The organism is Maribacter sp. R86514, assembly GCF_044597005.1.
In the GTDB taxonomy this organism is placed as follows: domain Bacteria; phylum Bacteroidota; class Bacteroidia; order Flavobacteriales; family Flavobacteriaceae; genus Maribacter.
The window spans coordinates 662,517-688,774 of the sequence record NZ_CP138999.1 but is presented as its reverse complement, the minus strand read 5'-3'; the positions used below and the strand labels follow the sequence as shown (position 1 = coordinate 688,774).

General features: G+C 34.4%; 31 protein-coding genes. 16 read left to right on the top strand and 15 right to left on the bottom strand.

Annotated elements, in window-relative coordinates; genetic code table 11:
- The first annotated feature begins 112 nt into the window (after nucleotides 1-112).
- From SJY30_RS02950 to SJY30_RS02935, 4 genes are all read left to right on the top strand, one after another.
- Nucleotides 113-706: a superoxide dismutase family protein gene (locus tag SJY30_RS02950; RefSeq protein ID WP_396634125.1), complete on the top strand. Its 594-nt coding sequence runs from the start codon at nucleotides 113-115 to the stop codon at nucleotides 704-706.
- A 74-nt stretch (nucleotides 707-780) separates the two neighbouring features.
- Entirely contained in the window at nucleotides 781-1,317 is a 537-nt protein-coding gene (locus tag SJY30_RS02945) for an RNA polymerase sigma factor (protein WP_396634124.1), read from the top strand.
- 1 nt (nucleotide 1,318) lies between these two features.
- Complete coding sequence (locus SJY30_RS02940) at nucleotides 1,319-2,113, top strand: anti-sigma factor domain-containing protein (protein WP_396634123.1); 795 nt, start codon at nucleotides 1,319-1,321, stop codon at nucleotides 2,111-2,113.
- 65 nt (nucleotides 2,114-2,178) lie between these two features.
- A complete protein-coding gene (locus tag SJY30_RS02935; RefSeq protein WP_299317897.1) occupies nucleotides 2,179-2,361 on the top strand; it encodes a hypothetical protein in 183 nt (60 codons plus the stop codon).
- Between the two features lie 18 nt (nucleotides 2,362-2,379).
- Here SJY30_RS02935 and SJY30_RS02930 read toward each other — a convergent pair whose 3' ends face one another.
- Nucleotides 2,380-3,426, bottom strand: a complete 1,047-nt coding sequence (locus tag SJY30_RS02930; protein WP_396634122.1) for a VOC family protein — start codon at nucleotides 3,424-3,426, stop codon at nucleotides 2,380-2,382.
- Nucleotides 3,419-4,123 (bottom strand): glycosyltransferase, encoded by a 705-nt coding sequence (locus SJY30_RS02925; protein WP_396634121.1) that lies wholly within the window; start codon nucleotides 4,121-4,123, stop codon nucleotides 3,419-3,421. The genes SJY30_RS02930 and SJY30_RS02925 overlap by 8 nt, the downstream gene beginning before the upstream one ends.
- Before the next feature lie 212 nt (nucleotides 4,124-4,335).
- Here SJY30_RS02925 and SJY30_RS02920 point away from each other — a divergent pair, with 212 nt between their 5' ends.
- Nucleotides 4,336-5,124, top strand: coding sequence for a DUF547 domain-containing protein (locus SJY30_RS02920; RefSeq protein ID WP_396634120.1), 789 nt, complete (start codon nucleotides 4,336-4,338; stop codon nucleotides 5,122-5,124).
- 126 nt (nucleotides 5,125-5,250) lie between these two features.
- Nucleotides 5,251-7,494, top strand: a complete 2,244-nt coding sequence (locus tag SJY30_RS02915) for an RND family transporter (protein WP_396634119.1) — start codon at nucleotides 5,251-5,253, stop codon at nucleotides 7,492-7,494.
- A 346-nt stretch (nucleotides 7,495-7,840) separates the two neighbouring features.
- Here SJY30_RS02915 and SJY30_RS02910 read toward each other — a convergent pair whose 3' ends face one another.
- The 3 genes from SJY30_RS02910 to SJY30_RS02900 form a co-directional block, all read right to left on the bottom strand.
- Nucleotides 7,841-9,118, bottom strand: coding sequence for a tetratricopeptide repeat protein (locus SJY30_RS02910; protein ID WP_396634118.1), 1,278 nt, complete (start codon nucleotides 9,116-9,118; stop codon nucleotides 7,841-7,843).
- A 133-nt stretch (nucleotides 9,119-9,251) separates the two neighbouring features.
- Nucleotides 9,252-10,019, bottom strand: a complete 768-nt coding sequence (locus SJY30_RS02905; RefSeq protein ID WP_396634117.1) for a DUF4331 family protein — start codon at nucleotides 10,017-10,019, stop codon at nucleotides 9,252-9,254.
- Between the two features lie 21 nt (nucleotides 10,020-10,040).
- Complete coding sequence (locus SJY30_RS02900) at nucleotides 10,041-10,751, bottom strand: DUF4331 family protein (protein WP_396634116.1); 711 nt, start codon at nucleotides 10,749-10,751, stop codon at nucleotides 10,041-10,043.
- 201 nt (nucleotides 10,752-10,952) lie between these two features.
- Between SJY30_RS02900 and SJY30_RS02895 the strand changes: the two genes are divergently transcribed.
- On the top strand, nucleotides 10,953-12,158 hold the full coding sequence (locus SJY30_RS02895; protein WP_396634115.1) for an LETM1-related biofilm-associated protein: 1,206 nt from the start codon (nucleotides 10,953-10,955) through the stop codon (nucleotides 12,156-12,158).
- 24 nt (nucleotides 12,159-12,182) lie between these two features.
- On the opposite strand, the gene SJY30_RS02890 is transcribed toward SJY30_RS02895, so the two are convergent.
- The 7 genes from SJY30_RS02890 to SJY30_RS02860 form a co-directional block, all read right to left on the bottom strand.
- Nucleotides 12,183-12,947, bottom strand: coding sequence for a LytR/AlgR family response regulator transcription factor (locus tag SJY30_RS02890; RefSeq protein ID WP_396634114.1), 765 nt, complete (start codon nucleotides 12,945-12,947; stop codon nucleotides 12,183-12,185).
- Between the two features lie 34 nt (nucleotides 12,948-12,981).
- Complete coding sequence (locus SJY30_RS02885) at nucleotides 12,982-13,347, bottom strand: 2TM domain-containing protein (protein WP_396634113.1); 366 nt, start codon at nucleotides 13,345-13,347, stop codon at nucleotides 12,982-12,984.
- A gap of 1 nt (nucleotide 13,348) precedes the next feature.
- Nucleotides 13,349-13,687, bottom strand: a complete 339-nt coding sequence (locus SJY30_RS02880) for a 2TM domain-containing protein (protein WP_396634112.1) — start codon at nucleotides 13,685-13,687, stop codon at nucleotides 13,349-13,351.
- Nucleotides 13,678-13,968, bottom strand: a complete 291-nt coding sequence (locus tag SJY30_RS02875; protein WP_396634111.1) for a 2TM domain-containing protein — start codon at nucleotides 13,966-13,968, stop codon at nucleotides 13,678-13,680. Before SJY30_RS02875 ends, SJY30_RS02880 begins: the two co-directional genes overlap by 10 nt.
- A 21-nt stretch (nucleotides 13,969-13,989) precedes the next feature.
- The gene (locus SJY30_RS02870) at nucleotides 13,990-14,271 is read right to left on the bottom strand and encodes a 2TM domain-containing protein (protein WP_368389755.1); all 282 of its coding nucleotides are present in this window, start codon (nucleotides 14,269-14,271) and stop codon (nucleotides 13,990-13,992) included.
- 143 nt (nucleotides 14,272-14,414) lie between these two features.
- Complete coding sequence (locus SJY30_RS02865) at nucleotides 14,415-14,867, bottom strand: pyridoxamine 5'-phosphate oxidase family protein (protein WP_396634110.1); 453 nt, start codon at nucleotides 14,865-14,867, stop codon at nucleotides 14,415-14,417.
- A 22-nt stretch (nucleotides 14,868-14,889) separates the two neighbouring features.
- Nucleotides 14,890-16,212 (bottom strand): 2TM domain-containing protein, encoded by a 1,323-nt coding sequence (locus SJY30_RS02860; protein WP_396634109.1) that lies wholly within the window; start codon nucleotides 16,210-16,212, stop codon nucleotides 14,890-14,892.
- Between the two features lie 248 nt (nucleotides 16,213-16,460).
- On the opposite strand from SJY30_RS02860, the gene SJY30_RS02855 reads away from it, so the two are divergent.
- The gene (locus SJY30_RS02855) at nucleotides 16,461-17,180 is read left to right on the top strand and encodes a hypothetical protein (RefSeq protein ID WP_396634108.1); all 720 of its coding nucleotides are present in this window, start codon (nucleotides 16,461-16,463) and stop codon (nucleotides 17,178-17,180) included.
- Between the two features lie 232 nt (nucleotides 17,181-17,412).
- On the top strand, nucleotides 17,413-18,060 hold the full coding sequence (locus SJY30_RS02850; protein WP_396634107.1) for an SLATT domain-containing protein: 648 nt from the start codon (nucleotides 17,413-17,415) through the stop codon (nucleotides 18,058-18,060).
- A 246-nt stretch (nucleotides 18,061-18,306) separates the two neighbouring features.
- Here SJY30_RS02850 and SJY30_RS02845 read toward each other — a convergent pair whose 3' ends face one another.
- Nucleotides 18,307-19,197 (bottom strand): LysR family transcriptional regulator, encoded by an 891-nt coding sequence (locus SJY30_RS02845; protein ID WP_396634106.1) that lies wholly within the window; start codon nucleotides 19,195-19,197, stop codon nucleotides 18,307-18,309.
- A gap of 134 nt (nucleotides 19,198-19,331) precedes the next feature.
- Here SJY30_RS02845 and SJY30_RS02840 point away from each other — a divergent pair, with 134 nt between their 5' ends.
- The 5 genes from SJY30_RS02840 to SJY30_RS02820 all read left to right on the top strand — a co-directional run bounded on the left by SJY30_RS02840 (nucleotide 19,332) and on the right by SJY30_RS02820 (nucleotide 22,099).
- Nucleotides 19,332-19,724 (top strand): rhodanese-like domain-containing protein, encoded by a 393-nt coding sequence (locus SJY30_RS02840; RefSeq protein ID WP_396634105.1) that lies wholly within the window; start codon nucleotides 19,332-19,334, stop codon nucleotides 19,722-19,724.
- Nucleotides 19,725-19,736: 12 nt separating this feature from the next.
- A complete protein-coding gene (locus SJY30_RS02835; protein ID WP_396634104.1) occupies nucleotides 19,737-20,180 on the top strand; it encodes a GNAT family N-acetyltransferase in 444 nt (147 codons plus the stop codon).
- Nucleotides 20,181-20,413: 233 nt separating this feature from the next.
- Nucleotides 20,414-20,980 (top strand): cysteine hydrolase family protein, encoded by a 567-nt coding sequence (locus tag SJY30_RS02830; RefSeq protein WP_396634103.1) that lies wholly within the window; start codon nucleotides 20,414-20,416, stop codon nucleotides 20,978-20,980.
- A 236-nt stretch (nucleotides 20,981-21,216) separates the two neighbouring features.
- Nucleotides 21,217-21,678 carry a RidA family protein gene (locus tag SJY30_RS02825; protein WP_396634102.1) on the top strand — a complete coding sequence of 154 codons (462 nt, stop codon included), beginning with the start codon at nucleotides 21,217-21,219 and terminating at the stop codon, nucleotides 21,676-21,678.
- 70 nt (nucleotides 21,679-21,748) lie between these two features.
- Nucleotides 21,749-22,099 carry a nuclear transport factor 2 family protein gene (locus tag SJY30_RS02820; protein ID WP_396634101.1) on the top strand — a complete coding sequence of 117 codons (351 nt, stop codon included), beginning with the start codon at nucleotides 21,749-21,751 and terminating at the stop codon, nucleotides 22,097-22,099.
- 220 nt (nucleotides 22,100-22,319) lie between these two features.
- Here the strand turns inward: SJY30_RS02820 and SJY30_RS02815 are convergent, their stop codons facing one another.
- A complete protein-coding gene (locus tag SJY30_RS02815; protein WP_396634100.1) occupies nucleotides 22,320-22,889 on the bottom strand; it encodes a peptidylprolyl isomerase in 570 nt (189 codons plus the stop codon).
- 108 nt (nucleotides 22,890-22,997) lie between these two features.
- Here SJY30_RS02815 and SJY30_RS02810 point away from each other — a divergent pair, with 108 nt between their 5' ends.
- A complete protein-coding gene (locus SJY30_RS02810) occupies nucleotides 22,998-24,122 on the top strand; it encodes a two-component regulator propeller domain-containing protein (RefSeq protein ID WP_396634099.1) in 1,125 nt (374 codons plus the stop codon).
- Nucleotides 24,123-24,221: 99 nt separating this feature from the next.
- Complete coding sequence (locus tag SJY30_RS02805) at nucleotides 24,222-25,196, top strand: carbon-nitrogen hydrolase family protein (RefSeq protein ID WP_396634098.1); 975 nt, start codon at nucleotides 24,222-24,224, stop codon at nucleotides 25,194-25,196.
- A gap of 21 nt (nucleotides 25,197-25,217) precedes the next feature.
- Here the strand turns inward: SJY30_RS02805 and SJY30_RS02800 are convergent, their stop codons facing one another.
- Nucleotides 25,218-26,219, bottom strand: a complete 1,002-nt coding sequence (locus SJY30_RS02800; protein WP_396634097.1) for an LLM class flavin-dependent oxidoreductase — start codon at nucleotides 26,217-26,219, stop codon at nucleotides 25,218-25,220.
- Nucleotides 26,220-26,258 lie beyond the last annotated feature (39 nt).

The window sequence follows — 26,258 nt, the reverse complement described above, 5'->3', positions numbered from 1 at the left end:
AATCGCTTAGATTCCTTTACTTAATTCATTCCTGTTAAAATCAATTGGAAATGAGCAAATGGAATAACTTTTAATATGTAACTTTATCGAATAACCTTAAAATACTGTAATAATGAAAATATTTAAAATTGAATTGGCGTTGCTAGCACTACTGTTAGCTTTTGGATGCAAAGAAGTTAAAAAAGAAGCATCTGAAGCCAAAGAAGAAGTTGAAGAATTGATGGATGAAGCAAAAAATGAAATGGATGAGGATGAAACCGTTGTTAAATTTATGCTAGAACCAAAAAGCGATAGTAATGTAAAAGGTGAAGTAACCTTTACCCAAGATGATGATGAGGTAGAGATGGTAGCCATGTTATCTGGCTTGTCTGAAGGCGAGCACGCCATTCATATTCACCAAACTGCAGATTGTACTGCAGCCGACGGTTCTTCTGCAGGAGGACATTGGAACCCAACAAACGAACCACATGGTAAATGGGGTGCCAGCGAAGGATACCATAAGGGCGACATAGGTAATTTTACCGCTGATGCCGAAGGTAATGCCACCGTTGAGTTTGAAACTGATGAGTGGTGTATTGGTTGTGACGATGAAAATAAAAATATATTGGGCAAGGGTGTTATTGTACACCAAGGTGTAGATGACTACACTTCTCAACCTAGTGGTGCCGCTGGTGCACGTGTAAGTTGCGCTGGTATAATTGAATAGAGTCAATAAAAAATATGATAAAAGCTGTTCTTAGAACAGCTTTCTTTATTTTTATCCGATTTAAAAAATTTCATATGCAATTAGACCTTTTGGTTGACCAATTCAAAAAGAAAGACCCCTCGGCTTTCGAAAAGCTATATGGCATGTATAGTGAAAACATTTGTGGTGTTATAAATACTATCGTTAAGAACGATGCACGTTCGCAAGAAATATGTCAAGATGTATTTATTAAAATCTGGAATAACTGTGATAGTTATAACTCAGGTAAAGGAAGATTTTTTACATGGGTTTTGAATATCGCCAGAAATGCCGCTATCGACGAAATACGCAGTAGGTCGTATAAAAATGAAAAAAAGAACCTTAGTGCAGATTACTTCGTAGGTATTTTACAGCACAAGGAAGAAGAAGAAACTTCATCTGTAGACACTAAAGGTCTTAGAAACTTAGTAAAGAATTTAAAGGAAAAATGTGTTCAGATCATTGAACTGTTATATTTTAGAGGATATACGCAAAAAGACGCTGCAGAAGAATTAGAAATTCCGATAGGTACTGTAAAAACAAGAAACAGAAGTTGCATTTCCCAATTGAGGGATAATATGGTCGTAAGATAGTATGGATTTAGAAAAATACATAGCATCGGGAATTTTGGAGCTTTACATAGCCGGTACACTTTCAGAAAAGGAAAATCTGGAAATTGCCAATTACGCTAAAGAGTACCCAGAAATTCAGAAAGAAATAGAAGCTATTGAAGCTTCAATATTAGAGTTGTCTAGAAAGGCATCACCTGGTTATAATTATTCATTTGCAGCATTAATGAATAGAATCAATGGTGAGGTCAAGGTAGTTGATATTAATGAGAAGCGTAGCTCACCGTTCTTATCCTATATTGGTTGGGCGGCATCTGTTCTATTGGCAGTAGGTCTTTTTTGGATGTATCAGCAGAACCAAGATTTAAAATCTGATATTGAAATTGTAGAAAAACAAAATGTAGATTTAGAACAGCAAATTGCAGATACCGATTCTTCATTAGAACAAACTCAAGAACTTTTAAATACCCTGCGTGACCAAAATATAAGCGTTATAGCGTTAGGAGGACAGGAAGTTTCACCTACTTCTTACGCCAAAGCGTATTGGAACAAAGAAAATCAAAAGGTATTTATAGATGCAAAAGGTCTACCTGAACCACCAGATGGTTTCGTATACCAGGTTTGGTCTCTTAAGCTTTCTCCGCTCACCCCTACCAGTATGGGGCTGCTAGAAGATTTTGCTGCGGATGAGAACAAGGTTTTTGCGTTGAATAACCCTAACGATTCTGAAGCATTCGGTATTACCCTAGAACCTGCAGGTGGTAGCGATTCTCCAACATTAGAGCAATTATATACGCTTGGTGTAGTAGCGGCTTCTTAAAAATTAATTTCAAAGTATAATGGGCGGTTTTTAAAAACTGCCCATTTTTTTACTATTTTGCCACCATGGATTTAAAGAAACTTTTTGGAACCGTTTTAACCCTATTAGGTATTGGCGGACTTGTTTATACTGCAATTTTATTTGGTAATAGTACTGGCACCACTAAGCAGCTAATCGTTTTTGGCGTATTGGGTGCTATATTTTTCTTCTCAGGAATAGGATTAATCAGAAATACCAGTAAGAACTAAAACGGCAAATGTTTTAGATTACCTATCTTTCTTTACCCGACTAAAACTTAAACTTTTTACCAACCATTTCGGTAAGGTTTTATGCGGATTCCTCTTTTTAAGATTCAGAAACAACCCTAATGATTTTAGAATGGGTACTTTATGCGTTTCTACCAATTCTATCAACGTACCATCGGGATCTTCCATATAACTGAAATGACCCGCGGCATCGCCCATATCAAAACTATTGGCACTGTCTACGGTAAAAGGATAACCATTTGTCTTTGCTTTTTCTCTGATTAAACCCATACCCGACACATCAAAACATAGGTGTATGTACCCCAAGTCTCCCCACAACCTATTTTCAAATATATTAATTGGTGTTCTATCTAAAACCTGAATAAGTTCTAGTTCTGTAGGACCAAGAAGATCTCCGAATCCGCCAACGGACTTTCGTTCTTGAGAAAGAATTACTCTTCTATATTTTTCTGTGGTATTATCGTTTTCAAGTGTTTCAATAGTATCGTGTGCTTTTACGGTATACCCTAACATCGAACTATAAAATTCGATGGAATTTTTCATATTACTAACGCCAATTACAGCGCCTAGCACTCCCCCATTTTTTGATGGTTGTTCGCAAAAAACATAATGATCTTCAACCATTTGAACCCTATTACCAAAAGGATCGGTGAAATAAAAACTAGATCGATATGAATGACTGATCGCTGAGAGGTTAGACACTTCTAAATCCCTCAAATACGAATGCATTTCAATCAGGTTTTCACATCTAATTTTCATTGCATAAATACCTAAATCCCCAAGCTGTATAGGATTAATAGCAGCAGTGGGAGTCCGATTTTTGAACTGCCAAATTTCCAATCCGCCGCCACCCTTCATATTTAACGATAAGTAGGCTTCTCGTTTTTCAGCCTTACCATTGGTATACCTTGTCATCAATGAAGCAACAGCCTCATCTTCAAACAGCAAAATATCAAAACCCAAATGCTTTCTATACCAATTAAACACTTTTTTTACATCGAGAACACCAATCCCAATTTGCTGAATTCCGTTTATAATCTCAACCATTGTATGGGGTACGTATCAATTTGTTATGGAGTGTTTTGAGTTTATAACTTGGGTATCCAAATTTAAAAAGCACTACTAAGAGAAGGTTTGAAAGGTTTACACGCAAGTAAGAGTTAGATTCATATTTACGGGCAGAAACTATCAAGTCATTTTTAACGATGGTATAGGGTACATTTTCTTTTTTCATCCTTCGGAAAAACTCAAAATCTTCCATTAGAACCTGATGCTCATCAAACTTCCCCAATTGGTTAAAAACCTCTTTTTTAATGAAAAGACATTGATCTCCGCCACCGGTAAACAATCCGTCCTTCGCCGTGAACAATGCATTTACACGCAGGTACCATTTGTCTTTATCAAACTTATATGAAAAAAAGCCTGCGTCATTTTCATTTTCCAAACTAGTTAAGATATCATCTATAAAACCGCTGGGCGGTACAACATCTGCATGTAAAAAAGTGAAAATTTTTCCTTTGGCAATTTGAGAAGCCTCGTTCATTTGGGCCGCCCTACCTTTATTTGTGCAATATAGTAACTGTACTTTTTTGTTACATTCCAAATTCTCAATAGCATCTGAATTACCCGGCGATATGGCTATTATAATTTCTAAGAGTCTTTCATGCTCTAAAAAACAGGCAACATTAAAGAGTCGTTGCAGGTTATTAAATTCGTTATGTGCCGGTATTATTATACTTATCATAGAAATAACCAAGTCATAGTTGCTTTCAATAGAACGAAGACTATCAAATATTTATATTTACGCCTTACTTACGCAAATTGCACAAAATAGTTTTAAAACTGCCTTAAAAATTTTAAAATAAATTAATGTAATCAATTAAATAAAAATTCGACGAACATTGCACGAACCTTTAGACTATTATTACGTAGCTATAGATATCATAAATTAGTACTATGAAACTTAAATTTTATTTTCTTGTTACGTTATTTGCTTTATCATGCACAGCAAAAACCAACCTTCAGGCACAAACAGAAACCGAAACCAAAACAGATTTCAACGAATTATCCGAATCGTTTTTACAACGGATAATAGATGAAAAAGATACGCAAGAAATACAAGATATTTTAGCGAACACATCTATTGAAGAATTGGATAATGCTTTAGATACCAATGATAAGCGATTGGCTTTTTGGCTGAATATTTACAATGGCTATATTCAAGTGATTTTACAGAAAAATCCAGAATTGTATGATGACCGAGGTAGTTTCTTCAAGTTAGAGCAAATAAAAATTGCCGGCGAAACGGTTTCGTTCGCAAAAATAGAGCACGGTCTCATTAGAAAATCGCAATGGGAATATGGCTTAGGCTATATACGCAAGTGGTTTCCGAATAAATCTGAACGTAAATTAAGGGTAGACGAACCTGTTTTTAATGTTCATTTTGCTTTAAATTGTGGAGCAAAAGATTGCCCGCCGGTAGCAATTTACGAATGGCAACGTTTGCAAGAACAGTTGAATATCGGTACCAAAAGACTATTAGAAAAAACCAGTGAATACGATAGTGAAACAAATGTGGTTAAAGTTACTTCGCTTTTCAGTTGGTTTAGAGGCGATTTTGGCGGAAAAGGCGGCATCAAGAAAATATTAAAGGAAAACGAAATTATACCTTCTACCAAAGGTGTCGATATTGAATACACTAATTACGATTGGACTCTATATCTTGATAATTTTATTGAACTGTAATTTGAACATCAATTTAAGAGCGCTAGTTATTATTAAAGAAATTTACTTCGCTCTTAATCGTCTCTTTTTACCATGTTTACAATGTAGAGTGGTAAATTTGTAACCAAAATAGATATTATATATTCTATGAAGGTTAATTTCGGCTTTCTTAAAAAGCTTTTTATCGTACTGTTTATCTTGTTAGGCGTGCTAGCCGCATCTAAGCTTGATGCGCTGCAATTCTCGTTCGATTTTAGCCAATTTTTCCCCGAAGAAGATCCTGATCTAGCCTTTTATGACGATTATGTAGAAGAGTTTGGTACAGATGATAATTTCTTGCTTATTGCAGTAAAGAATGAACCAAATGTTTTTCAGAAAGAATTTTTAAACAGTTTTCAAGCATTTTCTGAAGAGAGTAAAACTTTCGAATATGTTCTAGAAAGTAGTTCGTTAACCTCGCTATCTTACCCGCTTAAAACTTCTTTTGGCTATACCACACTACCCATTATTCATGTTGACGACCCTTCGCAATACCAAAAAGACTGGAACAAAATAAAAGAAGATTCTCTTTTTATCAACGTACTTGTCGATGAAAAACGACAATCTTTGGTTGTAGCTCTAGAGACTGAAGATAATTTAGATTACAAGCAGTCTGAGCTTCTTCTAAATAGCATTAGGTCTTCTCTAAAAGAACATAATTTACCCGATTATCATATACTAGGCAGGGCTTTCTTTTATGAAGCCATTGTTGAAATGCAAAAAAGCGAAGTACTTACAACCACTATTGTAGCTTCTATTTTAGTTTTTATAATTCTTTTACTGGTTTACCGAAGTATGCCCGTGGTTTTAATATCTGTTTTTTCGATTGCCATGTCGCTTTTGCTCTTTATGGGGCTATTGGGTTGGCTAGGTAAAGAACTGAACGCCATGGCAGCATTCTACCCAGTACTTATGCTTATTGTAGGTACTTCTGATGTTATACACCTTACGGATAGTTACATTAGAAAGTTACAAACAGGTATACCAAGATATAAGGCAATTACCTCTTCGCTTAAAGAAGTGGGCATGACCACCCTACTGACTTCAATAACCACAGCAGTGGGTTTTGTGACATTGCTTTCATCTCGTTTGGTAAGTATTCAAGAATTTGGCATTAACGCTGCTATTGGTGTACTTGTAGCTTATGTAACCGTTATTTTCTTAACAGGATCATTATTGATTTTTTTACCCGAAAAATCACTCATAGGGCGTAAAAGTATTTCTCAAAATTGGGTAAATTACTTATTAAAGGTCAATACGTTTACCAAAAACTATCCAAAGGCAATAATAGCGGGCACATTCGTTTTTATAGCTATGTGCGTTCTAGGTATTTATTTGGTACAGACCAATCAAGAATTAAAAAATACCCTGCCTGCAGAGAGTAAGATAGCCATGGATTTCGATTACTTTCAAAATAACTTTTCTGGCTTTAGACCTTTGGAAATTGCCGTTATGAGTACCGAGGGTAATAAGGTGACAGATTTTAAAGTAGCCCAGGAAATAGAAAAACTTTTAGTTTATTTAAAAACATTTAAAAGTATTGGCAACCTACAATCTTCAAACCTACCTTATAAAATTTTCAACAAGGCGAACAACCTCAACAGCGCTGCATACTTTACCCTACCCAAAGATGAAAAGACGTTTTTAAAATATCAAAAAGACACACGTAAATTCGCTCGTAAACAGTTAATTAAATTTGTAAATACCGATGAAACCATTGGCCGCATCAATGGTAGATTACAAGATATAGGTACAGATAATTTAAAAGTGGTTTACAATGATATCGAGCATTTTTCTAAAACCCAATTAGACACTTCTCTCGTTGCTATAAAAGTTACGGGTAAAAGTATATTGTTAGATAAAAATTCCGAATACATTAGAAGTAGCCTTTTAGAGGGGTTACTTTATGGGTTATTGGTCATTGGTGTTATTATGGCCTTTGTATTCAAGGATATAAAGATCTTTCTTATTTCATTGGTTCCAAATGTTCTACCTATTCTATTTGCCGGCGGAATGCTTGGGTTTTTAGGGATACCGCTAGAAGCATCGCTCTCTGTAGTATTCGCCATAGTTTTCGGTATCGCCGTTGATGATACCATTCACTTCTTAGGAAAATATAAACTAGGTATTAGCCAAGGATTGGATAAAGAGGCCGCACTTGAAAAAACATTTGCACAAACCGGTAGAGCACTGGTTATTACAACCATTATTCTCTTCTTCGGATTTATGGTGATGTTATTCTCCATACATCAACCTAGTGTAACCATAGGGTTGATTATAAGTGTAACCTTGGTAACAGCTTTAATACTGGATTTGCTATTACTACCTGTACTACTAAGAAAACTGATTTAGTTAGCCTTATTGGTACGATCTAATGTTTTCTGTAAAGACCTATAGGCTAATATTGTTTTGCCAACCATTAAAATCATTAAGCTAATCCATAATGTAAAGAGTAGGTATTCCATAACACTAATTGTTTTACTTGATTACTAATTCTAGTTCACATATTTAAGATGCTGGGGCATTTTAAATGTATTTGGTCGATAAATATATACATTTCATCTATACGCCTGTTAAAAAAATCCAAATTTTCGATGAAATGCGTAATAATAACAGCGCCACGATTTTACGTCGCAGCGCTGAAAAAAAAACAATCCAACCTAAAACAAACATGAAATGAATATAATTGGGCAATCAATTACAAATCATGGACTTGCTTTTCCATACCGGGACCTAATTCATAAATGGCCCCAATTAATTCTCCTTTTAATTCTTTGACTCTTTCTTCTTTTCCATTCGCTTTATATACCTCAGCAGCCTGGTACAACAATGCAGGTTCAAATGTTTTACCGTATACGTAGGTATCCATAATTTCCATTGCTTTCTCTTTGTCTCCGTTCTTTAGAAGACTATACCCCAACCAGCTATAAGACTCTGGCGTTGGTCTATTATACACTTCTCTCTGTGCCAAAATCAAGGCACTATCATACTGTTTTGTTTCGCCTATGTAAAGACCTAAGTTGTATGCATTGTACATATCTCCATAAGCCTTGTTCTTGACTTTTGTAAAATATTCATCCAAATTTTTTGTTCTTATCAAGTCGTTACCTATATGATCTGCTATTTCTGCTTTTAATAAGAAATAATCTGGAGCATTATATGTTTTGGTGACCGAATCTAAAATACGAATTGCCTCTTCTGCGTTCTTGTCGTTTGAGAATACGATCCATGCAATTCCCTTTTTGGCATATGCATTGCTATTGTCAATCTCTAATGCCTTTAAATATTGATGGTAAGAATCTTTAATTCTACCGGCATGCCCATAGTAATCACCAAGGTTAGTATAGCTCCATAGCATTAAATCTTTATTCTTCGCCAACTCGGCTTTCGTTCTGGCCTTTTCCATAAAATTTATGGTCGTATCTAAATCACCTTTATAATCGTTCCATTTAGCTACACGAATCAAATAACCGAAATCTGACATGTTCTTTAAACTATCTAAATAGCTTTCTGCCTTATCGTAATTACCTAGTTCCATATGAAGATCAAAGTACAAACTTTGGGTCTCTGTTTTACCTCCACCTATTGCCGCGGCAGAATCTGCCAACTGCAATGCTTCTTTAAAGCGATGCTGAGAAATAAAATTTCTAGCTAATGATCTGTAAAAACCGGGTTTACCAATATTTGCGATATCAACGGCTTTTTTTAAGCTTTTTTCTGCTTTCATTAAAAACTCGATATCACCGGTTTGTTTAAAATATCTATTATACTCCCCGCCTACTACGCCAAAACTGGTTAGCTGCATACTGTCCGGTCTTATCTTAGAATTCCATAAATCAAAATATTTCGACGTGGTCTTTATCTCGTTTGCTACTAAATACTTGTCGTAGTCTTTTTTATTAGCAACTGCGTCTTGATTTTTGGTACCACATGATGATACCAGTATTACTATTATTAAAAGCTTAATTAATTTCATAAGGTTGTTTTTTTGTGGATCGTTTAAAATAAGGGGAGTCTTTTCAACTCCCCTTTCCCTTCTTTTTCATAAACAATTAGGGTATGTGCCTATCTTACCTACATTTAACAATAGGTAAGATGAAAGCAACTTTTTATTCTGGCGCGCCCAAGTATGGGAACGTAGTACCTACAGTAGCGGTTAGCCCAACGCCATCTGAGGTTAATCTTGGTAAATCTGCCATACCATCATCATCGGTATCTTGACCACTAAAACGATTTCCTTCCATACCACCGAACAATAATATCAATGACACATCAATTACATCATCTTGAGGAGTTCTTCCTGTCAACGCAACCTCATCACCATCTGGAACCAAAATTCTACCATCATCATCTGCATCTGTACCTGGGTTAAAATATGTAGTCGGTAAATTGGGAGCAACCTCTAGTACATCGGCAGCTAAATATCCTGTCAATGTAGGTGCATCTAATCCTAAAATGTTGTTCTCATAGTTTACATCTGCAGGGTCAGCTCCTAATATGTTCGCATAAACATCATGATATGCCTCTAACCTTGCTTCAAAACCTGCTTGAAAAGTAGCTGCCATTTCTGAAGGAATAGACACGTTATGTGCATCTTTAATATCTCCATCTGCACTTAATACGGTATTAATACCTGGTCTACCCATAAAATCTACTTGGGCATACGTACCTGTAAAGTCTGGTGCCATTGGCTCCATTGCATCTTCACATGGTGCACATGTACCGCCACAATCTACTCCGGTTTCATCACCGTTCATTATACCATCATCACATGTTGGTGTAATTACTACTGGTGTGTTGTCATCATCGCTACAAGAAGCTAAAGCTGCTACTGCCAAAAGAGACAAAAACGTATATTTTATATTTTTATATTTCATCGTTATATTTTTAAGAGTTTATTATTGTTTTACGTTTGTAGTTACCCATGTTTTGTACACTTCTAAACCAAGTGCATTCTGACCAGTTGTAGCACCTAAAAGACTATTCGGAATTTCAACAACTACGGCCATTGTATTGGCACCGTCAAAAGCATCAACAGCAGTTTCATCGTCGTCATCGGTAGAATTTGGATCACCAGCCGGTTTAAAACCTAAAGGGGCCGTACCACCAATAACTTCATTGAATTGAAAGAAATCAAAGAAAAAAGCATCTTGTCTAGGCCCTGCAAATAAAGAAACTCCGCTATCGGTAGTTTCTACAATAGCAGTTTCTGCAGAAATATCTACCGAACCTAATGGTGCATCTACCATAATCGCTCCGTTTAATCCTGTTTCGCTAGGCGCAACCGGACCAAAGAAATACATTTTACCATCTCTTGGTATTGCCTGTATTACTAAATCTTCTACCAAATCATTATCGGTATCGATATTGATTTCCAATAATACATTCTCATCAAATGTACCATAAGCCAAATCTGGCAATACATTAGATTGTAGATCTACCGCAAAAACGGTATTGTCTGAACCTTCTGTTGGTTCAAAAGCATAAAAATCGGCAATGTCTGCCGTGGTTCCCATAGAGCTAGGCGCATCAATATGATCTGCCGCAACTAAAAGACCTCCTACTAGAGCCAATGCCCCAAGTCCCATAAATAATTTTGATTTTTTCATTATCTCTTTTTTTAGATTAGAATCACCCTTACTTACGGAGTTAAAAACGGAAGGTTCATTTTTTTTAAAAAATATTAATTTTTTATTTTTAGCTATGCCCTTAGAATTATAAAAAAACCTTGGTATACCCTATTATGTAACTATTTGTAAATAAACGTGAACTAATAAATAGCTAACTTTGCAGTGTTAAATTATTAAGATATGAATCCGTCTTCCTCTGGTTGGATCGAGAAATATGGTTCGGTTGTTCAAAAACACCAAGACGAATTTCCAACTTTTGAAGTGTTATACTCTACGCTTAAAAAAAGCGGATTCGTATATGGGCTAAATTCTAGTATACCAGGTTTCATTGAATTGGAGCACACCCTATCTGAAGACGAAAAAGCGAAAATCAATTTATTACACGCCCTATACTTTACCTACCGTATTAAAGGTGACAAAGATTATTCGATTTTTATAGAGCGGGTATTTAAATTTTACGAAATACTGAATATTAGCCGAGCAGGTTTTTTTGACAAGTGGTTTACCGGAAACAAAACTTCTGCCAAGCTTGAAAAACTCATGACTTCAAGAATTTATATTGAAGACAATATTATCAGTAAAACTTTCAATAGTCTTATTACCAATTCTCTTTTATTTATTGATGTACTGCTTTTTAAGCTTTTTTTAAATGAATCTATTGATTTAAAGAAGAAAGCTGAAGAGATAGAATACCTAGCCATCAACATTACATATGATGCCTTAAGCTCTAAAGAGCAAGACAGAAAAGATAATAAGCTTTCTCAACTATTAGCCTCTTCGTTAACCTATATTAATTGTGCAGAGAGTAGTTTTGATGGATCTTACCGTAAAAGATTGCTTGATAATAAGGACAACTGGGAAAATAAATACTTGCTTGACATAGCTTGCCTTACGGTTTGGGAAGATCATTCTTTAGATTATACCGAATCTGAATTTATCTTCGGAATAGGAAAAGACTTAGGATTCGATAGAACCATTATCTCAACATCAATTACCGATGTTACCGAGTTCTTTAAACTCAATTTTGATGTCATACCCTATTTAAAGGAAAAGAACCTAGCACAACAGTTTTACGACAGTATGGGTAAAATCGTAAAGAAGTTGATTCTACGAAATAGCAAACGCCTGCTTAAAGAGCTTTCACAAAGTGCAGAGTTAGTTGCCCTGCTGTCAAAATCTACAGTTAGGGATTTAAGTAATGAAGAAAAGAAAAAGGTACAGAATCAACTTTTAGATATTTTTAAAAGTATTCCGTCTTTAGCTATATTCATACTACCTGGCGGAGCTATTTTACTTCCGATATTCATTAAACTGATACCCAAGCTATTACCATCGGCATTTGATGAAAATAGAATTGACGAGGAAGAAGATTTATATCGTAAATAACTTAATATCAGTATATTAATTATTTTATTCTAACCAAAGCTTAAAGTCTTTTACTTTTTCTCTACTCACAATAATTTCATGATCAGGATTGTTCTTTAGCTTGATTTGTAATCTAGAATTGGTGTAAGATACAATGTCCTTAATGTGATCTATATTCACAAAGAACTTTCTACTGACCCTAAAGAACATCTGTGGTTTTAGTTCCTCTTCTAGCTGTTCTAAAGTAGTATCCAATAAATAATTGCGACCATCTTTAGTAGCCGCATATGTACCTTTGTTTTCACTATAAAAACATTCTACATCTTCTGCATTTATAATTTTTAAATGCTGACCTACCTTCGCCGTAAATCGCTTTTTATATTCGCGCTCGAGCGGATTTACCAATAATTTCTTGATATCTTCAAAATCTAAAGCGATTTTACTTGGCTCATTTGCAGACTTAAACAGCTTTCTATATTTATTGACCGCCTGCTCTAGATCTTCATCATCAATAGGTTTCAATAAATAGTCTATACTATTCAATTTAAATGCTTTAAGGGCGTACTCATCAAAAGCGGTAGTGAAGATGATAGCACTGTGAACCTCTATAACATCAAAAATCTCGAATGAGAGTCCGTCCGATAATTGAATATCCAAGAAGATTAAATCTGGGTGTTCATTGGTCTGAAACCAATCTATGGCCTCTTCTACAGAATGTAGCATTGTAGAAACGGTCAAATCTAAACTATCTAACATTCTACCCAACCTGCGTGCTGACGGTTTTTCATCTTCTATTATAATGGTTTTCATGGTCTGGTTTTATGGTTTACTAGAATTATATGCTTTAATCGTTATATGAATTTATGTATTTCTGAATCTTACGTTCCTCCCACCTCTTCATGTACGCTGAGATATTGCCATAAACAATAATTCCATGAATAGCCAGTATTATCCCCCAAACAATGGTGGTACCGTAGACATTCCAGTTTATCCAATCTAAAAACTCAGGATTACCGAATGCTTCTTTACTTACCAAAATGAAAACGAACTTATGTCTTAAGACGTACAACATGATATTTATAATCAAAAAAACCAATACGTGATTATAGAAGCGCTTTATACTTGCCACTTTCTCTTTTGCTCTTTCATACTTAGAAAAACTACTGTCCTCGCCATTAGAAAGATAATCGTTTGCTCGTTCAGTTTTCATTTTATCTATATTTTTCAGCATCTCGTTTATCTTGCTCTACATATTTATTGATCTGGCGCTGCTCCCAATCTTTGCTAAAGAAAGGACTATATCCAAATACTCTAGCGGCATGAAATGCCAAACCTATTCCCCAAAAAAACGGAGTAGTTAAAGTACCGATGTTAAATAAAGCCTCTGTGAACGAAGCTCCGCCAGACATAATCCCCATAATGGTAATTGTCATAATAAACAGATTTACGAGTACGTAAACAAGTAAGTGAATATAAAACCCCTTTATCTCTTTTACCTTCTTTTGGGCTCTTAGTAATTTATCCGATTGTTCAAATTCATTTAGCTCCATCTTCTTGTATTTTCCTCTTTTTGTAAAAACTCTTGTAATTTTCTTTCTTCCCAGTCTCTGCCCGTAAACGGATTCAAGTTAAAGATTTTATTTGCTTTAAAAAACAGGCTAATACTTAAACCGAATACTACCCAAAGAAACCAGGCATTTCTCCATTCATTAAAATAATAATTGATTGTCGCTACAATTATGATGGTTACGATAGCCGATCCTACTTTTCTATAAAATTTTCTAATTTCTTCAACTCTTGCTTTTGCTCTTGTATATTTTGTGTTTTCCATGATCTTTAGTCTTTTAGGTTATTATTCTTGCATGAATTCTTTGATCTTTCTTTCTTCCCAATTCTTACCGAATAACGGGTTATAGTCAAAGGCATAAAGTCCGTTCATTAATAGACCGAATCCCCAACCAAGTGCCGGAAAAATAAACCAAAGAAAACTTGTAGTATTATAATTGATATATGCTAAAAATGGTATGACGATACAGTAGGCCAATAAATTACCGTAAAAGCCTTTTATAGCTTGTACTTTTTCTTTTGCCTTTTCATACTTATAATTGCTGTCTGTTGTGAAGTTTGATTCCATCTTTTTAAAGTTTTAGTGATTACTAATTTATTTCTATACTTCAAATTTCGGCAGATCGTACAGGTTTTGAAAAAATGAAATACCCAGTTGTAATTTTTCACGACTGAATTGTAGAAAGCATGTTCTTAGACTATTTAGAGACCTTAAAATCCGTAGTTTTTCTTTGCGCTGGCAATCTGGTCCTCTTCTGTAGTTTCGGGGAACAGTATGTATTTAGGAGCAATTATAGGCTTAGCACTGGTAATGCTAATCTTCGTTATTGAACTAAAAGGGAACTTGCCTTCGGTTAATACCAACAATACATTTTTCATCTTAGCGTACTCTTTACTAGCTGCTGTAATAATTTCAGCCTCTCCTTTCAATTGAAAGCCTTTCTGCATTAAAATATCTATAAAGCTGATACAGATGTGTTTATTTTGTTGAATATTCTTAACTGTTTGTGGTGAAGCTATATTTGCTATTATAATCATGTTATCTCCAAAACAACTGAATATTTCTTTGGGTGACACGTTAGGTATGTTATCGGCAGAAGAGGTTGCCAACCAGCATAATACACTATCGCTTATAGCTGCTTTTATCTTTTTTGTTAGCTTCATAGTGTTTCACTTTAAAATTCATTCAGAATCTATCATCTTCCATATATTGTTTTATTTTTCTTTCTTCCCAGCCTTTACCAAACAGCGGATTATAACCATATGCTTTTAAACCATGGGCTATTAAACCAATACCCCAACCCATAGCAGGGAAAATAACCCAAACAAAACTGGTCGTCTTAAAATTTATATAGGCAAGAAAAGGTATAACAATACAATAAGAAGTAAGGTTACCATAGAATCCTTTAATGAGTTCTACCCTTTCTTTCGCTTTTTCATAGCGCTTAGCGCTTATATGCGAGTCTTGTGTTTCTCGAAAAGAAATTGCACTCTTAAGCATAGGTAAACGCACCTTAAACTCTTTAGCGGTCTTAAAAATCTGCATTTCCTTTTTTGTAAGAATGGCATAACGCTGACGAATGTTCTGTAGCCCCACACCACTACTCTTTTTAACTACTTGTTTTTCTTGTAAATTGTTGACCACATACAAGTACCCGTCTTCTTCATATATTCTAATATGTAATGGTTTTGAAGAGGTTACCACATTATGCTTTACCGCATTCTCTAATAACAACTGTAGGGATAATGGTACTATTTTAGCCTCAGGATCTAGTGCCTCATCAGGAATTTCAAATACGATACTATCTTCAAAGCGCATTTTTAGAAGACGCACATAGGTTCTTGCAAATTTTAGTTCTTCGTCAACGGAAATAAGATTTTTGCTCTTCTGCTCCAACACATATCTATATACTTTTGAAAGCGAAGTCGTAAATTTTTGTGCCTGCATAGGATCTTCTTCTATAAGGCTGGTCAATACATTTAGGCTATTAAAAAGGAAGTGAGGATCTAACTGATTCTTTAAAGCATCGAACTTTGCAGACGCTGAACCTGCAATAATTTTTTGTTCTTTTACCTTGGTATCTTGTAAGGCTTTATAGAAATAAAAAGCATGTAAAAACAATGAAACTACTAGGGTAACCAATAGCGCATAGAAGTAATATTGTATCCTTTCCCCGGCTACGTACTGTTCAAAGCTTTTACCAAATATATAGATTTCAGTAAACGCTCTTACAGCGCCAAACCCTAATACCGTAAGTACAATAGAGCCAGCGGCACCGTACCATAACCGTTTTTGGGTTTCATTCTCCCATGTATACTTTTGAGAGATATAGTCACTGAAATACATATTCAACATAGATAGCACAAAAGAGTAAAGAAAGGCTATACCGATAAATTGTAATTCGCCATACGTGGTTATATTTTCCCAATCTGATAAAAGCAGCCGAACCAGTTCCATAACTAAGGTTATGATCAATGCTGTTCTAACTACCTTTAAAAAACTACTCATGTTTGTAAGCTTAAATTGATTGCTTTCTAATTTTTAAAATTAGGGATTTCCTTTTAGAAGTCTATTTATTTTTATAATTGCCCTAATAAAAGCAAACATGAAACTTTTTCTACTTAATTAATAAAAATATATTCTGAATTGTACTATCTAGTAGCTGAACTGTATTTTAAACTAACTGAAACTATTGTTATCTAATTGATATATAATATTCTTGATCATTAATATTTTATAAAAGATATATATAACATATGTTTGATATATTCTATATTGGAGGGATATATAACATTAGTGTTATATATACTATTGTTGTGTTTCATACTAAAAAAATCCAAATGGAAATAAACAAACTAGAAAAATCACTTTTTTCCAGATGGGCGAAAAGAAGACCAGAAATGGCTAAAGATGGAGTGATTAATGAATCTGAATACACAAAATGTAAAATAAAAGTTTTATACATTTTGAAAGAGGTAAATGACTGGAAAAATGGAGACTTGAGGGAGTTTGTTGCAAAAGGTGCTAGATGGAGAACTTGGAATAATATTGCGAGATGGCAAAACGGAATTCAAAATTACTTCGACAATGGAATTACAACGTTTAAAAATTCAGTAAATGAGAATGACCGAAAAAAAATCTTAAAAACAATTGCTGTTTTAAATTTAAAAAAGGAATCTGGTGGACCATCATCTAATATGGGGCAAATTTGGCACCACGCTAATGAAGATAAAGATTTATTAAAAGAACAAATTGATTTATACGATCCGAATATAATCATATGTTGCGGTACGGGCGGAATTGTTTCAGAACTTCAATTATTTGAAAACATCGGAGAGTTTAAGAAAACCTCAAACGGTACTCTGTTCGCTAAGAGCGAAGAAAAACTAGTTATTCAGTATTTACACCCACAATGTAGAAAAAACAAAAAACTTCTATTTGACAATTTACTAAGTTCAATAGAGGAAATAAAATAAGTACGAAAACACAACAATGGCTATAGCAAATAGGGCAAAAAGTGAGTAACTTTATGCTTAAGGCATATTTACTAAGTCCGCCAAATCTTTTGGATTTGTCAATTAAAAAAGAAAAAAATAATTACAAAACAAAAAGCTCTGGCTAGCAGACCAGACGGAAACGAAAAGATTCCTTGCCTGCCCTACTTGCCATAGCCGAGACGTTACCACACATTTGAGAAAAACATAGCGAATGACAAAAAGTTTTGAGAAAGAAAAAGGAAAGGAACATTTAGACAAAGGATTTCTTGAGGAACTAAAACATAAAATTTGGTCTACTAAAGGAACTCGATTTACAGCTGATACTCGATTAAAAACAATCGCAAAGTATTCAACTTTGAGTATAAGTTTTCTTTCTGCTTACCTGATAATTTTTGGATTGGTATCTGTTTATAATTTATATAATCCAAATGCGATTGATGCGAATGTAATAGCATTTACGATTACAGCCTTGTCTATTTTAGTATTAGTTTTTTCATTAATAGAAAACGCACAAAACTATCCTGTAAAAGCTAAAAATTTTCACGATTGTGCATTGGATTTAGCTGACTTATATAATGAACTTCAAAATTATAAGTCTTATGAAGAAAATGCTTCTGAAAACGAAAAAATGGAATTTTGCAATAGAATTCAAAAGGAATATCAAAATATATTACGACGCTATGAAAACCACGACCCAATCGATAATAACAAATTCAGAATAAAATTTCCAGATTATTATAAAGTAAAATGGTACGATTGGATATGGACACATATTTTATATTTTGTAAATACTCGTTTGATTTACATTGTAATGATGTTAATTCCCGGCTTAATTTTATATTTTATAATAACGAAATAATTCGAACAGCTCGAAATGTAACGCAGAAAAACGTGTAGTACCAACGTATACAACTCATAGCTAGTCAGTTGCTTAGTCGAAATTAAGGTGTGTTTGGAAAGTCGACAAATTTTTATAATTGACGATTTCCAAAAAAAAAGATAAATAGTAAAATATAAAAATCTGGCTTGTGTTTTATCCAAAAATTCTCGCTTATTTCAGTGCTACATATCATATACGAGACCGCCATCGGCAAACTCAAAAAAATTATTCCTTAGAAAAATCCTCTTCGAAATTGGAAATAAAATCATTGACATATTTTTTGATTTTATCCGCTTTGCGAAAAACCAAATAATGAGTTCTCTTCAATCCGTTTTTTCCAATTCTTTTAAAAATCAAATCGTCAGAAAGTTTAAAAGATTTTAACGCCCATTTAGGCATACACATTATTCCCATATTGGCATCAACCATTTCCAACGCGACTTCGGTTAGAGGAATTGCAGATATCTTTCGTGGCGTAATTTTATTAGGCTTTAAAAATTGCTCGTAAACCGAGACTGTTTCCAAAGGAAAAGAATGGATGATCAAATGTGCATTCGAAAAATCATTTACATCCAAAAAATCGACACTGTTCAAAGGATTTTCTTTATGCATTATTGCAAAAATCTCATCTTCATACACCTCAATACTAGACAAAATCTCGTTTGCTGGTTTTGAAGTAACTATTGCAATATCAATATCATTCGACAAAATCTTCGAAATTGGTTGATGTGTAGCTTCAAGAATCAAATCAACTTCTATATCTGGATATAAAAGCCCCATTTTTTGAATAAAACTAGAAAGACCTTGATAAAAACTGTAACATTCCGTACTTACTTTAATAGTTCCGGCAGAACCACTTCGTAACTGCTCAATGCTCTGAAAACCCTTTTCGATACTTTTAAGAATAGAATTTCCTAATTTGTAAAGTTCGCCACCTTCATCGGTTAATTGCCATTTATTCCGTACCCTATTAAAGACCTTGAACCCTAAACGTTCTTCTAATTCCTTTAACTGATGGCTCAACGCCGATTGCGTTAAAAACAACTTTTCGGCAGAATTGGCAATACTACCTTCTTCCGCTATTGTTTTTATCAACCTAAAATATTTGATTTCCATAAGGGGCTAAGTTAATTATTTGTTTAAACGCTGTAGCTGAAAAAAATTCAGTCTTAGAATTAAAAGCTTCAGGTTCAATATTTGAAATTGGAGTTCAGGCAGCACTAATTTTGACGAAACAAAAACATAAAATCATGCAAAAACAAATTGAATTTTACGAAAACAAACTTGCTTACGAAATGGACCCATCTGATTTATGGGACGCTTTGGAGAACAACGAAAACATGGTAGCTTTAGATGCCCGAAAAGCTTTTGGTTTTGAAAAAGAACGCATTCCTACTGCCATTAACATTCCGCACAGAGAGATGAACGCAGAAAACACAAAACATTTGGACAAGTCAAAAACCTATGTTTGTTACTGCGACGGAATCGGCTGTAATGCCTCAACAAAAGGCGCGTTGAATATGGCAAAACTCGGTTTTAAGGTAAAAGAATTGATGGGAGGAATAGAATGGTGGAAATTTGACGGCTATGCAACTGAAGGTACGAACCCTACAAATGGTTCAAAAATGGAATGTGCCTGTTAAAAACCACTAAGGATGGAAATAAGATTTGCCGAAAAAAAAGACTTGCCACAAATTATCGAATTATGCGCTGAGCACGCTGATTACGAACGAGCGGAATATGAAGTAAAGAATAAAGCTGAATTATTGAACGAGTATATTTTTGGTCAAAATGCCAGTGTAAAGTGTTTGGTAGTAGCACAAAAAAATTCGATTATTGGGTATGCTACTTTTATGAAACAGTTCTCAACTTGGAACGCCGGTTTTTACATCTATCTTGATTGCCTATACCTAAAAGCAGATTCTAGAGGATTAGGCTTAGGGTCAAATCTTATGAAAAAAATCAAAGAATACGCAAAGGCAGAAAATTGTATTGTCATACAATGGCAAACCCCTAATTTTAATCGAAAAGCAATAGATTTTTATCGAAAAATCGGTGGGACCTCCAAAACTAAAGAAAGGTTCAGCCTAGAAATCTGAGAACGGAAAAGCCAGTAAATAACAATGGGCATAAGAAATAAAAAGCTTTGATGCTTGCCCAGGTGTAGCTGCGTAAACGAAGTCTACAAAGCCTTATTTTGAGTTTTATCATTAAATTTAAAAACAAAAAATAAGGCTTAATCATATGCCAAAAAAAAAATGGCTTATGTTCAAAAATTTAGTGAACTGCCCGTATACTAACCATTGTACTTAATTTAAAAAACAACTACACAATGAAATTAAGAGATAATAATCCTGCACTAATTTTAGTCGATGTACAAAAAGCATTTTTAGACGAAGAATATTGGGGAGGAAATAGAAACAACAAAAACGCTGAGATCGTTTGCGGCAAAATTTTGAAGAAATGTAGAGAATTGAAATTACCTATATTTCATATTAGACATAGCTCCACGAATCTAAAATCCAAATTAAACCCAGCAAATAAAGGATTCGAATTTAATGAAAATGTAACACCCTTGGAAAATGAACCAATCGTTACTAAAGAAGTTAATAGTGCATTTATAGGAACTAACCTTAAAAAGCAACTAGATCAATTAAGCATTGACACGCTAATTATTGTAGGTATAACTACAAATCATTGTGTATCTACAACAACTCGAATGGCAGGTAATTTTGGCTATGAAACGTATTTAATTTCAGATGCTACTGCAACATTTGACAGAATTGGTATTAACGGAGAAAAATATGACTCTGAAACTATACATTTGACAACACTCGCTAATTTAAATGAAGAATTTGCAACTGTTTGGAACTATGATAAATTAATATCAGAGCTATAGTAAAATGATCAAAGAAATAAAAGCCTTTTATGTATCATTCATAAGAGTTAAATTAAATGTCTCAGGGGTATTTGCCAAGAGCGTCAAATAATTAGTATTCATCTTTTAGAATAGAAAAATAATAAGCTTTAGCTTCATCGCAGACCTGTCTGCCGGCAGGCAGGCGGAAACAAAAAGTTTTCTAAATATCGTACTACGCTCTGGTAAATCGTTGTGCACCAAATTAAATAAAACAAATGAGCCCAATTGAAATATTAAAAACTATCGGACTTCAATTACCTAATATATCAACGCCAGGAGGAAGTTACGTTTCTGTAAACATTAGAGAAAATATAGCTTACATAGCTATTCAATTTCCAATTTTAAATGAAGAATTTAAATTTCAAGGACGTTTAGGAAATGAAATTTCGACCGAAGATGGTTACAAGGCGATGGAATTATGTGCCTTGAACGTTTTAGCTCAAGTGAACAAGAAAATAGGGTTTGATAAAGTTGTTGGACTAAACCATATAGACGCATACTTTCAACCAAGTAAAGATTGGGATGAATCGCCCAAAGTAGTTGATGGGGCTTCAGACTTATTCGTAAAGGTGCTTAAAGAAAAAGGTAAACATTCTAGAGCAATTTTTGGAGTTGAAAAGCTTCCTCGAAATTTTAGTGTGGGACTAACAGCTTCATTCACCATTAAAAAAAGTTAGCATCATCAGCGGAAGTAAATTTTCAATATTAAAACAAAATAAGCTAAATCAATAGAAGAAAGCCTGCCTTATGAATGAGATATTAAAAAAGGAAGTATGCCTTTCATATTTGAAAAAATATGCGGAAAAGGACCTAAACAATATCGAAAAAATGTTTTCTGAAGACATTGTATTACGTGACTGGAAAATTCGCGTTGAAGGAATAAAAGATGCACTTGCAGAAACACGTAAAAATTTTGAAAATGCAGATACAATAGAAATTGAAGTGCTATCTACATATGAAAACAAAAACACCGTAGCGGCAGAATTGAAAATTATAGTTGACTCCACTGAGATACTTTATGTTGTAGATGTAATAACCATTAATTCTGAAGGTAAAATATCTTCAATTCGTGCATATTTAGGTAGAGGCGATAGTTAAATGAAACTAAGAACTAGCTATTGGAATGAAATTAAACGCTATTTTCATTTCGGATTGAAAAATAAAAGTGCTACAAAAGATAGGATTACCTACGTTGCCGAAAGTAAATACCAATTTGCTTTGTACTAATTATAGCAGAACATTTTTAACTTCAGGAGATAAAATAGCCTAATCTTAAAAAAGTATTTTTTAGGATTACATTACATAAACCACAAATATTCTATTGTTTAAGGTCATGCCGTAATTCTTTTAATCTTTTAGAGGATACCTTCACTATTGAAATATCTAATGGTAAAGGTGTAATCGGCGTATCAGTTGAATCTTTTGGTACACCAACTAATTCGTCAACTACATTCATCCCTTTTAAAACATTACCAAACACAGTATAATCACCATCTAAGCGATGTAGACCATCTTTATTTTGTACAATATAAAACTGACAACGAGCCGATAATTTTTCGGCATTGCCATCTCGCCCTGCTCCTACTGCACCATAAGTATGTGTAAGTTTTGAATCAAATTCTGGCGCTAACAAATATTCGGGGTCATTAAATCCTTCCGGAGTATCTGGGCAACCACCTTGTGCTACAAAATCTGGAATTACCCTATTAAAGGTCAACGAATCCCAATAACCTTCATTTGCTAATGCTATAAAACTTGCTTTATGATTGGGAGTCTCGTCATGCAACCAAACCAAAATTTCTCCTTTTGGAGTGTCTATTTTACCTATTTCATATGATTTACATGCCGTAAACAATACAAATACCATCAAATACTTTAAACACTTCATGTAGCTATTATTTAGTAGTCAGTTAAAGTAGTAAAAATTGATGTGATAAAATTTACACTTAAATTAAAAGCAGCTAAAAATTGGTTAATTTCAAGCAAAAAATTGAAGATGAGCATTAATAACAAAAGATTTATTATCGGTTTTTCTTCAACAATTACCATTCTATTCTTAGTCATTATCGTTTCCTGTAATGGACAACAAAAAAAACATTCTCACAGTGTCATCAATAAAACAGCAGGAACATCATTTAAAGATTCGTTGTTACAACAAACAGAATTAACTAAAAATAAATATCAAAGTCCATTTCTTCAATCAGAAATCAATATTCCCATAAGCGAATTTGTTCGGAGGATATTTCAAGATAAAAGTGGAAATCTATGGTTTGGCACCAATGGAGATGGTGTTGCAAGGTATAACGGTTCTACTCTTGATTATTTTTCTATCGATGAGGGTTTTGGTGGCGTCGCTGTTAGGGGAATCATTGAAGATAATGACGGAAATATTTGGTTTGGCACCGAACGCGGTATAACAAAATTTAATGGCAGTTCTTTTATAAATTTTACAGAAAAAGATGGACTTAACAATAATAATGTCTGGAGTCTTTTTATGGACAGTAAAGGTATCATTTGGATAGGTACTTTAGAGGGAATAAATTTATTTGATGGTCAAAAATTTACTTCGTTTACTTTACCAGAATCCAAACCAGATTACAACAGAGGTGTTACAAGTGCTAAAATAGTTCATAGTATAATGCAAGACAGTAAGAATACGATGTGGTTCGGTACTAACGAAGGTGCTTATTATTATGATGGAAAATCATTATTTAATCTTTCAGAAACCGACGGATTATGCAATAACGCTATTAATGACATTTTAGAGGATAAAAATGGTAACATTTGGTTTGCCACTCATTACGGAGGAGTTTGTTTTTGGGACGGAAAATCTTTCACTAAAATTGCTACAAAAGAAAGAGAAAACAGTACTGAAGTTTGGAGCTTATTTGAAGATACAGCTGGTAAAATTTGGTTTCCCATTGAAAGTTTTGGTGTTTACAGATACAACGGTACAATAGCAACAAATTACAACGAAAAAGACGGACTTAAAAGTGGCGCTATACAATGTATATTTGAAGATAATGAAGGGAGAATTTGGCTGGGCGGCTATATGGGATTGTTCCGTTTTGACGGAACTTCTTTTTATAGCGTAAGTCAAAATCAAATCTTAAAATATTAAATTTCAACTATTTAAAAATTAAATGCTTATTAACTATAAATTAAAGTTGATCTTTAAAAGAAAGATAAGTCTTAGAAATAATATTATTACACGTTAAAAATGACTAAAATTATAGATACTCCAGAACAAAACAACCTCAAAATAGGTATGGCTCAAATCTCACCAGTTTGGCTTAATAAAGAAAAGACGATTGATAAAATCAAGGATTATATCATTAAAGCTGGTGAAGATGATTGTGAGCTTGTAGTTTTTGGTGAAGCTCTATTACCTGGCTATCCTTTTTGGGTTTCCATGACGAATGGTGCTCAGTTTGATTCTAAAGTGCAGAAAGAAATTCATGCTCATTATGTTAAAAATTCCATTCAAATAGAAGCGGGTGAATTAGATGATATCTGTGTGCTTGCAAAGCAACAAAAGATTGCCATCTATTTAGGATTAATGGAGCGTGCAAAGAATAGAGGTGGTCACAGTATTTACTGCTCGCTAGTTTATATCAATAGTGATGGTGAAATTAAATCGGTTCACAGAAAATTACAGCCAACCTACGAAGAGCGACTTACATGGGCGCCTGGTGATGGTAATGGTTTACGAGTTCACGAATTAAAAAACTTCACCGTTGGTGGATTAAATTGTTGGGAAAATTGGATGCCTCTTCCACGCACAGCCTTATATGGTTTAGGAGAAGATTTGCATATTGCCGTCTGGCCAGGTTCCGATTACAACACTGCTGATATTACACGGTTTATCGCAAGGGAATCTAGATCGTTTGTAGTTTCCGTTTCTAGTTTAATGAGCAAAACCGATTTCCCTAAAGACACACCACACTTAGATACTATTCTTGAAAACTGTCCTGATACTTTGGCAAACGGAGGTTCTTGTATTGCCGGGCCGGATGGAGAATGGATCTTACCACCGGTTATCGACAAAGAAGGTCTTATTACAACGACAATAGATTTTAATAGGGTGCTTCAAGAAAGACAGAATTTTGATTCCGTTGGGCATTATTCACGACCAGATGTAACAAAACTCACCGTTAATAGAGAACGACAATCTACCGTTGAAATAAAAGATTAAAACAGAGAGCAGTTATTTCTGCTATCCATTCAGTTCTTTCATAATTTCAGCAAACAAATGGTAAGACTTAATACGGTCTTTGCCATCATAAATATTGGTTACCGCTATAAGTTCATCTACTTGCGTATCTGCAATAAATTGTTGTACCTGCTTTTTAACGGTCTCTTTACTTCCAATAAATGAATACTTCAACATTTGTTGTACAGACGGATTCTGACTTAATTCGCGTATATCTTCTGTCATATCTACTGGTGGCTGCATAAAACCTCTATTTCCTGTCAACAAACCAACGATCATTTTGTAAAGCGATGTTGAAATACGTTCTGCTTCTTCATCGGTATCGGCTACGATAATGTTCACCCCTGCCATAGTATATGGCTTTTCTAACTCACTCGATGGCTGAAACTCATTGTGATAAATTTGCAAGGCATTCATTAAGTGTGTCGTTGCGAAGTGACTGGCAAATGCATAAGGCAATCCTTTTTTAGCTGCTAAGTGAGCACTATCTGTACTTGAGCCTAAAATATATAAGGGCACCTCCACACCTTCCGCCAAAGTAGCACGTACTTTTGCACCTGCATTTTCAGTAGAAAAGTAACGTTGTATTTTTTCAATTTCTAAAGGAAACGACTGTGCTGCCTGATAAAAATCTGAACGTATGGCTTGTGCCGTCAATTGATCCGTACCTGGCGCGCGACCTAGACCCAAATCTATTCTGTTCGGATATAGAATTCCTAATGTCCCAAATTGCTCTGCTATAATTAATGGGGAATGATTTGGCAACATAATTCCGCCAGATCCTACATGTATCGTTTTCGTTTCTTCGGCAATCTTTCCTATTAATATAGATGTTGCGCTACTACCTATAGCTATGGAATTATGATGCTCTGCCAACCAAAAACGGGTATAGCCAGATTCTTCCGCTGCTTGCGCAAGAGCTACGGAATGATCAAAAGTGTCTTTTAGCGTAGTACCCTCAGATACTATAGCTAAATCCAATATAGAATATTTTATATTTTTCATTTAGATAAATTCATTTATATATTTAAAAGTATCTATATA

Bases quoted from the DNA above. Each gene is read 5' to 3' on its own strand.
- SJY30_RS02950 (WP_396634125.1), top strand. From the start codon at position 113: ATGAAAATATTTAAAATTGAATTGGCGTTGCTAGCACTACTGTTAGCT.
- SJY30_RS02945 (WP_396634124.1), top strand. From the start codon at position 781: ATGCAATTAGACCTTTTGGTTGACCAATTCAAAAAGAAAGACCCCTCG.
- SJY30_RS02940 (WP_396634123.1), top strand. From the start codon at position 1,319: ATGGATTTAGAAAAATACATAGCATCGGGAATTTTGGAGCTTTACATA.
- SJY30_RS02935 (WP_299317897.1), top strand. From the start codon at position 2,179: ATGGATTTAAAGAAACTTTTTGGAACCGTTTTAACCCTATTAGGTATT.
- SJY30_RS02930 (WP_396634122.1), bottom strand. From the start codon at position 3,426: ATGGTTGAGATTATAAACGGAATTCAGCAAATTGGGATTGGTGTTCTC.
- SJY30_RS02925 (WP_396634121.1), bottom strand. From the start codon at position 4,123: ATGATAAGTATAATAATACCGGCACATAACGAATTTAATAACCTGCAA.
- SJY30_RS02920 (WP_396634120.1), top strand. From the start codon at position 4,336: ATGAAACTTAAATTTTATTTTCTTGTTACGTTATTTGCTTTATCATGC.
- SJY30_RS02915 (WP_396634119.1), top strand. From the start codon at position 5,251: ATGAAGGTTAATTTCGGCTTTCTTAAAAAGCTTTTTATCGTACTGTTT.
- SJY30_RS02910 (WP_396634118.1), bottom strand. From the start codon at position 9,118: ATGAAATTAATTAAGCTTTTAATAATAGTAATACTGGTATCATCATGT.
- SJY30_RS02905 (WP_396634117.1), bottom strand. From the start codon at position 10,019: ATGAAATATAAAAATATAAAATATACGTTTTTGTCTCTTTTGGCAGTA.
- SJY30_RS02900 (WP_396634116.1), bottom strand. From the start codon at position 10,751: ATGAAAAAATCAAAATTATTTATGGGACTTGGGGCATTGGCTCTAGTA.
- SJY30_RS02895 (WP_396634115.1), top strand. From the start codon at position 10,953: ATGAATCCGTCTTCCTCTGGTTGGATCGAGAAATATGGTTCGGTTGTT.
- SJY30_RS02890 (WP_396634114.1), bottom strand. From the start codon at position 12,947: ATGAAAACCATTATAATAGAAGATGAAAAACCGTCAGCACGCAGGTTG.
- SJY30_RS02885 (WP_396634113.1), bottom strand. From the start codon at position 13,347: ATGAAAACTGAACGAGCAAACGATTATCTTTCTAATGGCGAGGACAGT.
- SJY30_RS02880 (WP_396634112.1), bottom strand. From the start codon at position 13,687: ATGGAGCTAAATGAATTTGAACAATCGGATAAATTACTAAGAGCCCAA.
- SJY30_RS02875 (WP_396634111.1), bottom strand. From the start codon at position 13,968: ATGGAAAACACAAAATATACAAGAGCAAAAGCAAGAGTTGAAGAAATT.
- SJY30_RS02870 (WP_368389755.1), bottom strand. From the start codon at position 14,271: ATGGAATCAAACTTCACAACAGACAGCAATTATAAGTATGAAAAGGCA.
- SJY30_RS02865 (WP_396634110.1), bottom strand. From the start codon at position 14,867: ATGAAGCTAACAAAAAAGATAAAAGCAGCTATAAGCGATAGTGTATTA.
- SJY30_RS02860 (WP_396634109.1), bottom strand. From the start codon at position 16,212: ATGAGTAGTTTTTTAAAGGTAGTTAGAACAGCATTGATCATAACCTTA.
- SJY30_RS02855 (WP_396634108.1), top strand. From the start codon at position 16,461: ATGTTTGATATATTCTATATTGGAGGGATATATAACATTAGTGTTATA.
- SJY30_RS02850 (WP_396634107.1), top strand. From the start codon at position 17,413: ATGACAAAAAGTTTTGAGAAAGAAAAAGGAAAGGAACATTTAGACAAA.
- SJY30_RS02845 (WP_396634106.1), bottom strand. From the start codon at position 19,197: ATGGAAATCAAATATTTTAGGTTGATAAAAACAATAGCGGAAGAAGGT.
- SJY30_RS02840 (WP_396634105.1), top strand. From the start codon at position 19,332: ATGCAAAAACAAATTGAATTTTACGAAAACAAACTTGCTTACGAAATG.
- SJY30_RS02835 (WP_396634104.1), top strand. From the start codon at position 19,737: ATGGAAATAAGATTTGCCGAAAAAAAAGACTTGCCACAAATTATCGAA.
- SJY30_RS02830 (WP_396634103.1), top strand. From the start codon at position 20,414: ATGAAATTAAGAGATAATAATCCTGCACTAATTTTAGTCGATGTACAA.
- SJY30_RS02825 (WP_396634102.1), top strand. From the start codon at position 21,217: ATGAGCCCAATTGAAATATTAAAAACTATCGGACTTCAATTACCTAAT.
- SJY30_RS02820 (WP_396634101.1), top strand. From the start codon at position 21,749: ATGAATGAGATATTAAAAAAGGAAGTATGCCTTTCATATTTGAAAAAA.
- SJY30_RS02815 (WP_396634100.1), bottom strand. From the start codon at position 22,889: ATGAAGTGTTTAAAGTATTTGATGGTATTTGTATTGTTTACGGCATGT.
- SJY30_RS02810 (WP_396634099.1), top strand. From the start codon at position 22,998: ATGAGCATTAATAACAAAAGATTTATTATCGGTTTTTCTTCAACAATT.
- SJY30_RS02805 (WP_396634098.1), top strand. From the start codon at position 24,222: ATGACTAAAATTATAGATACTCCAGAACAAAACAACCTCAAAATAGGT.
- SJY30_RS02800 (WP_396634097.1), bottom strand. From the start codon at position 26,219: ATGAAAAATATAAAATATTCTATATTGGATTTAGCTATAGTATCTGAG.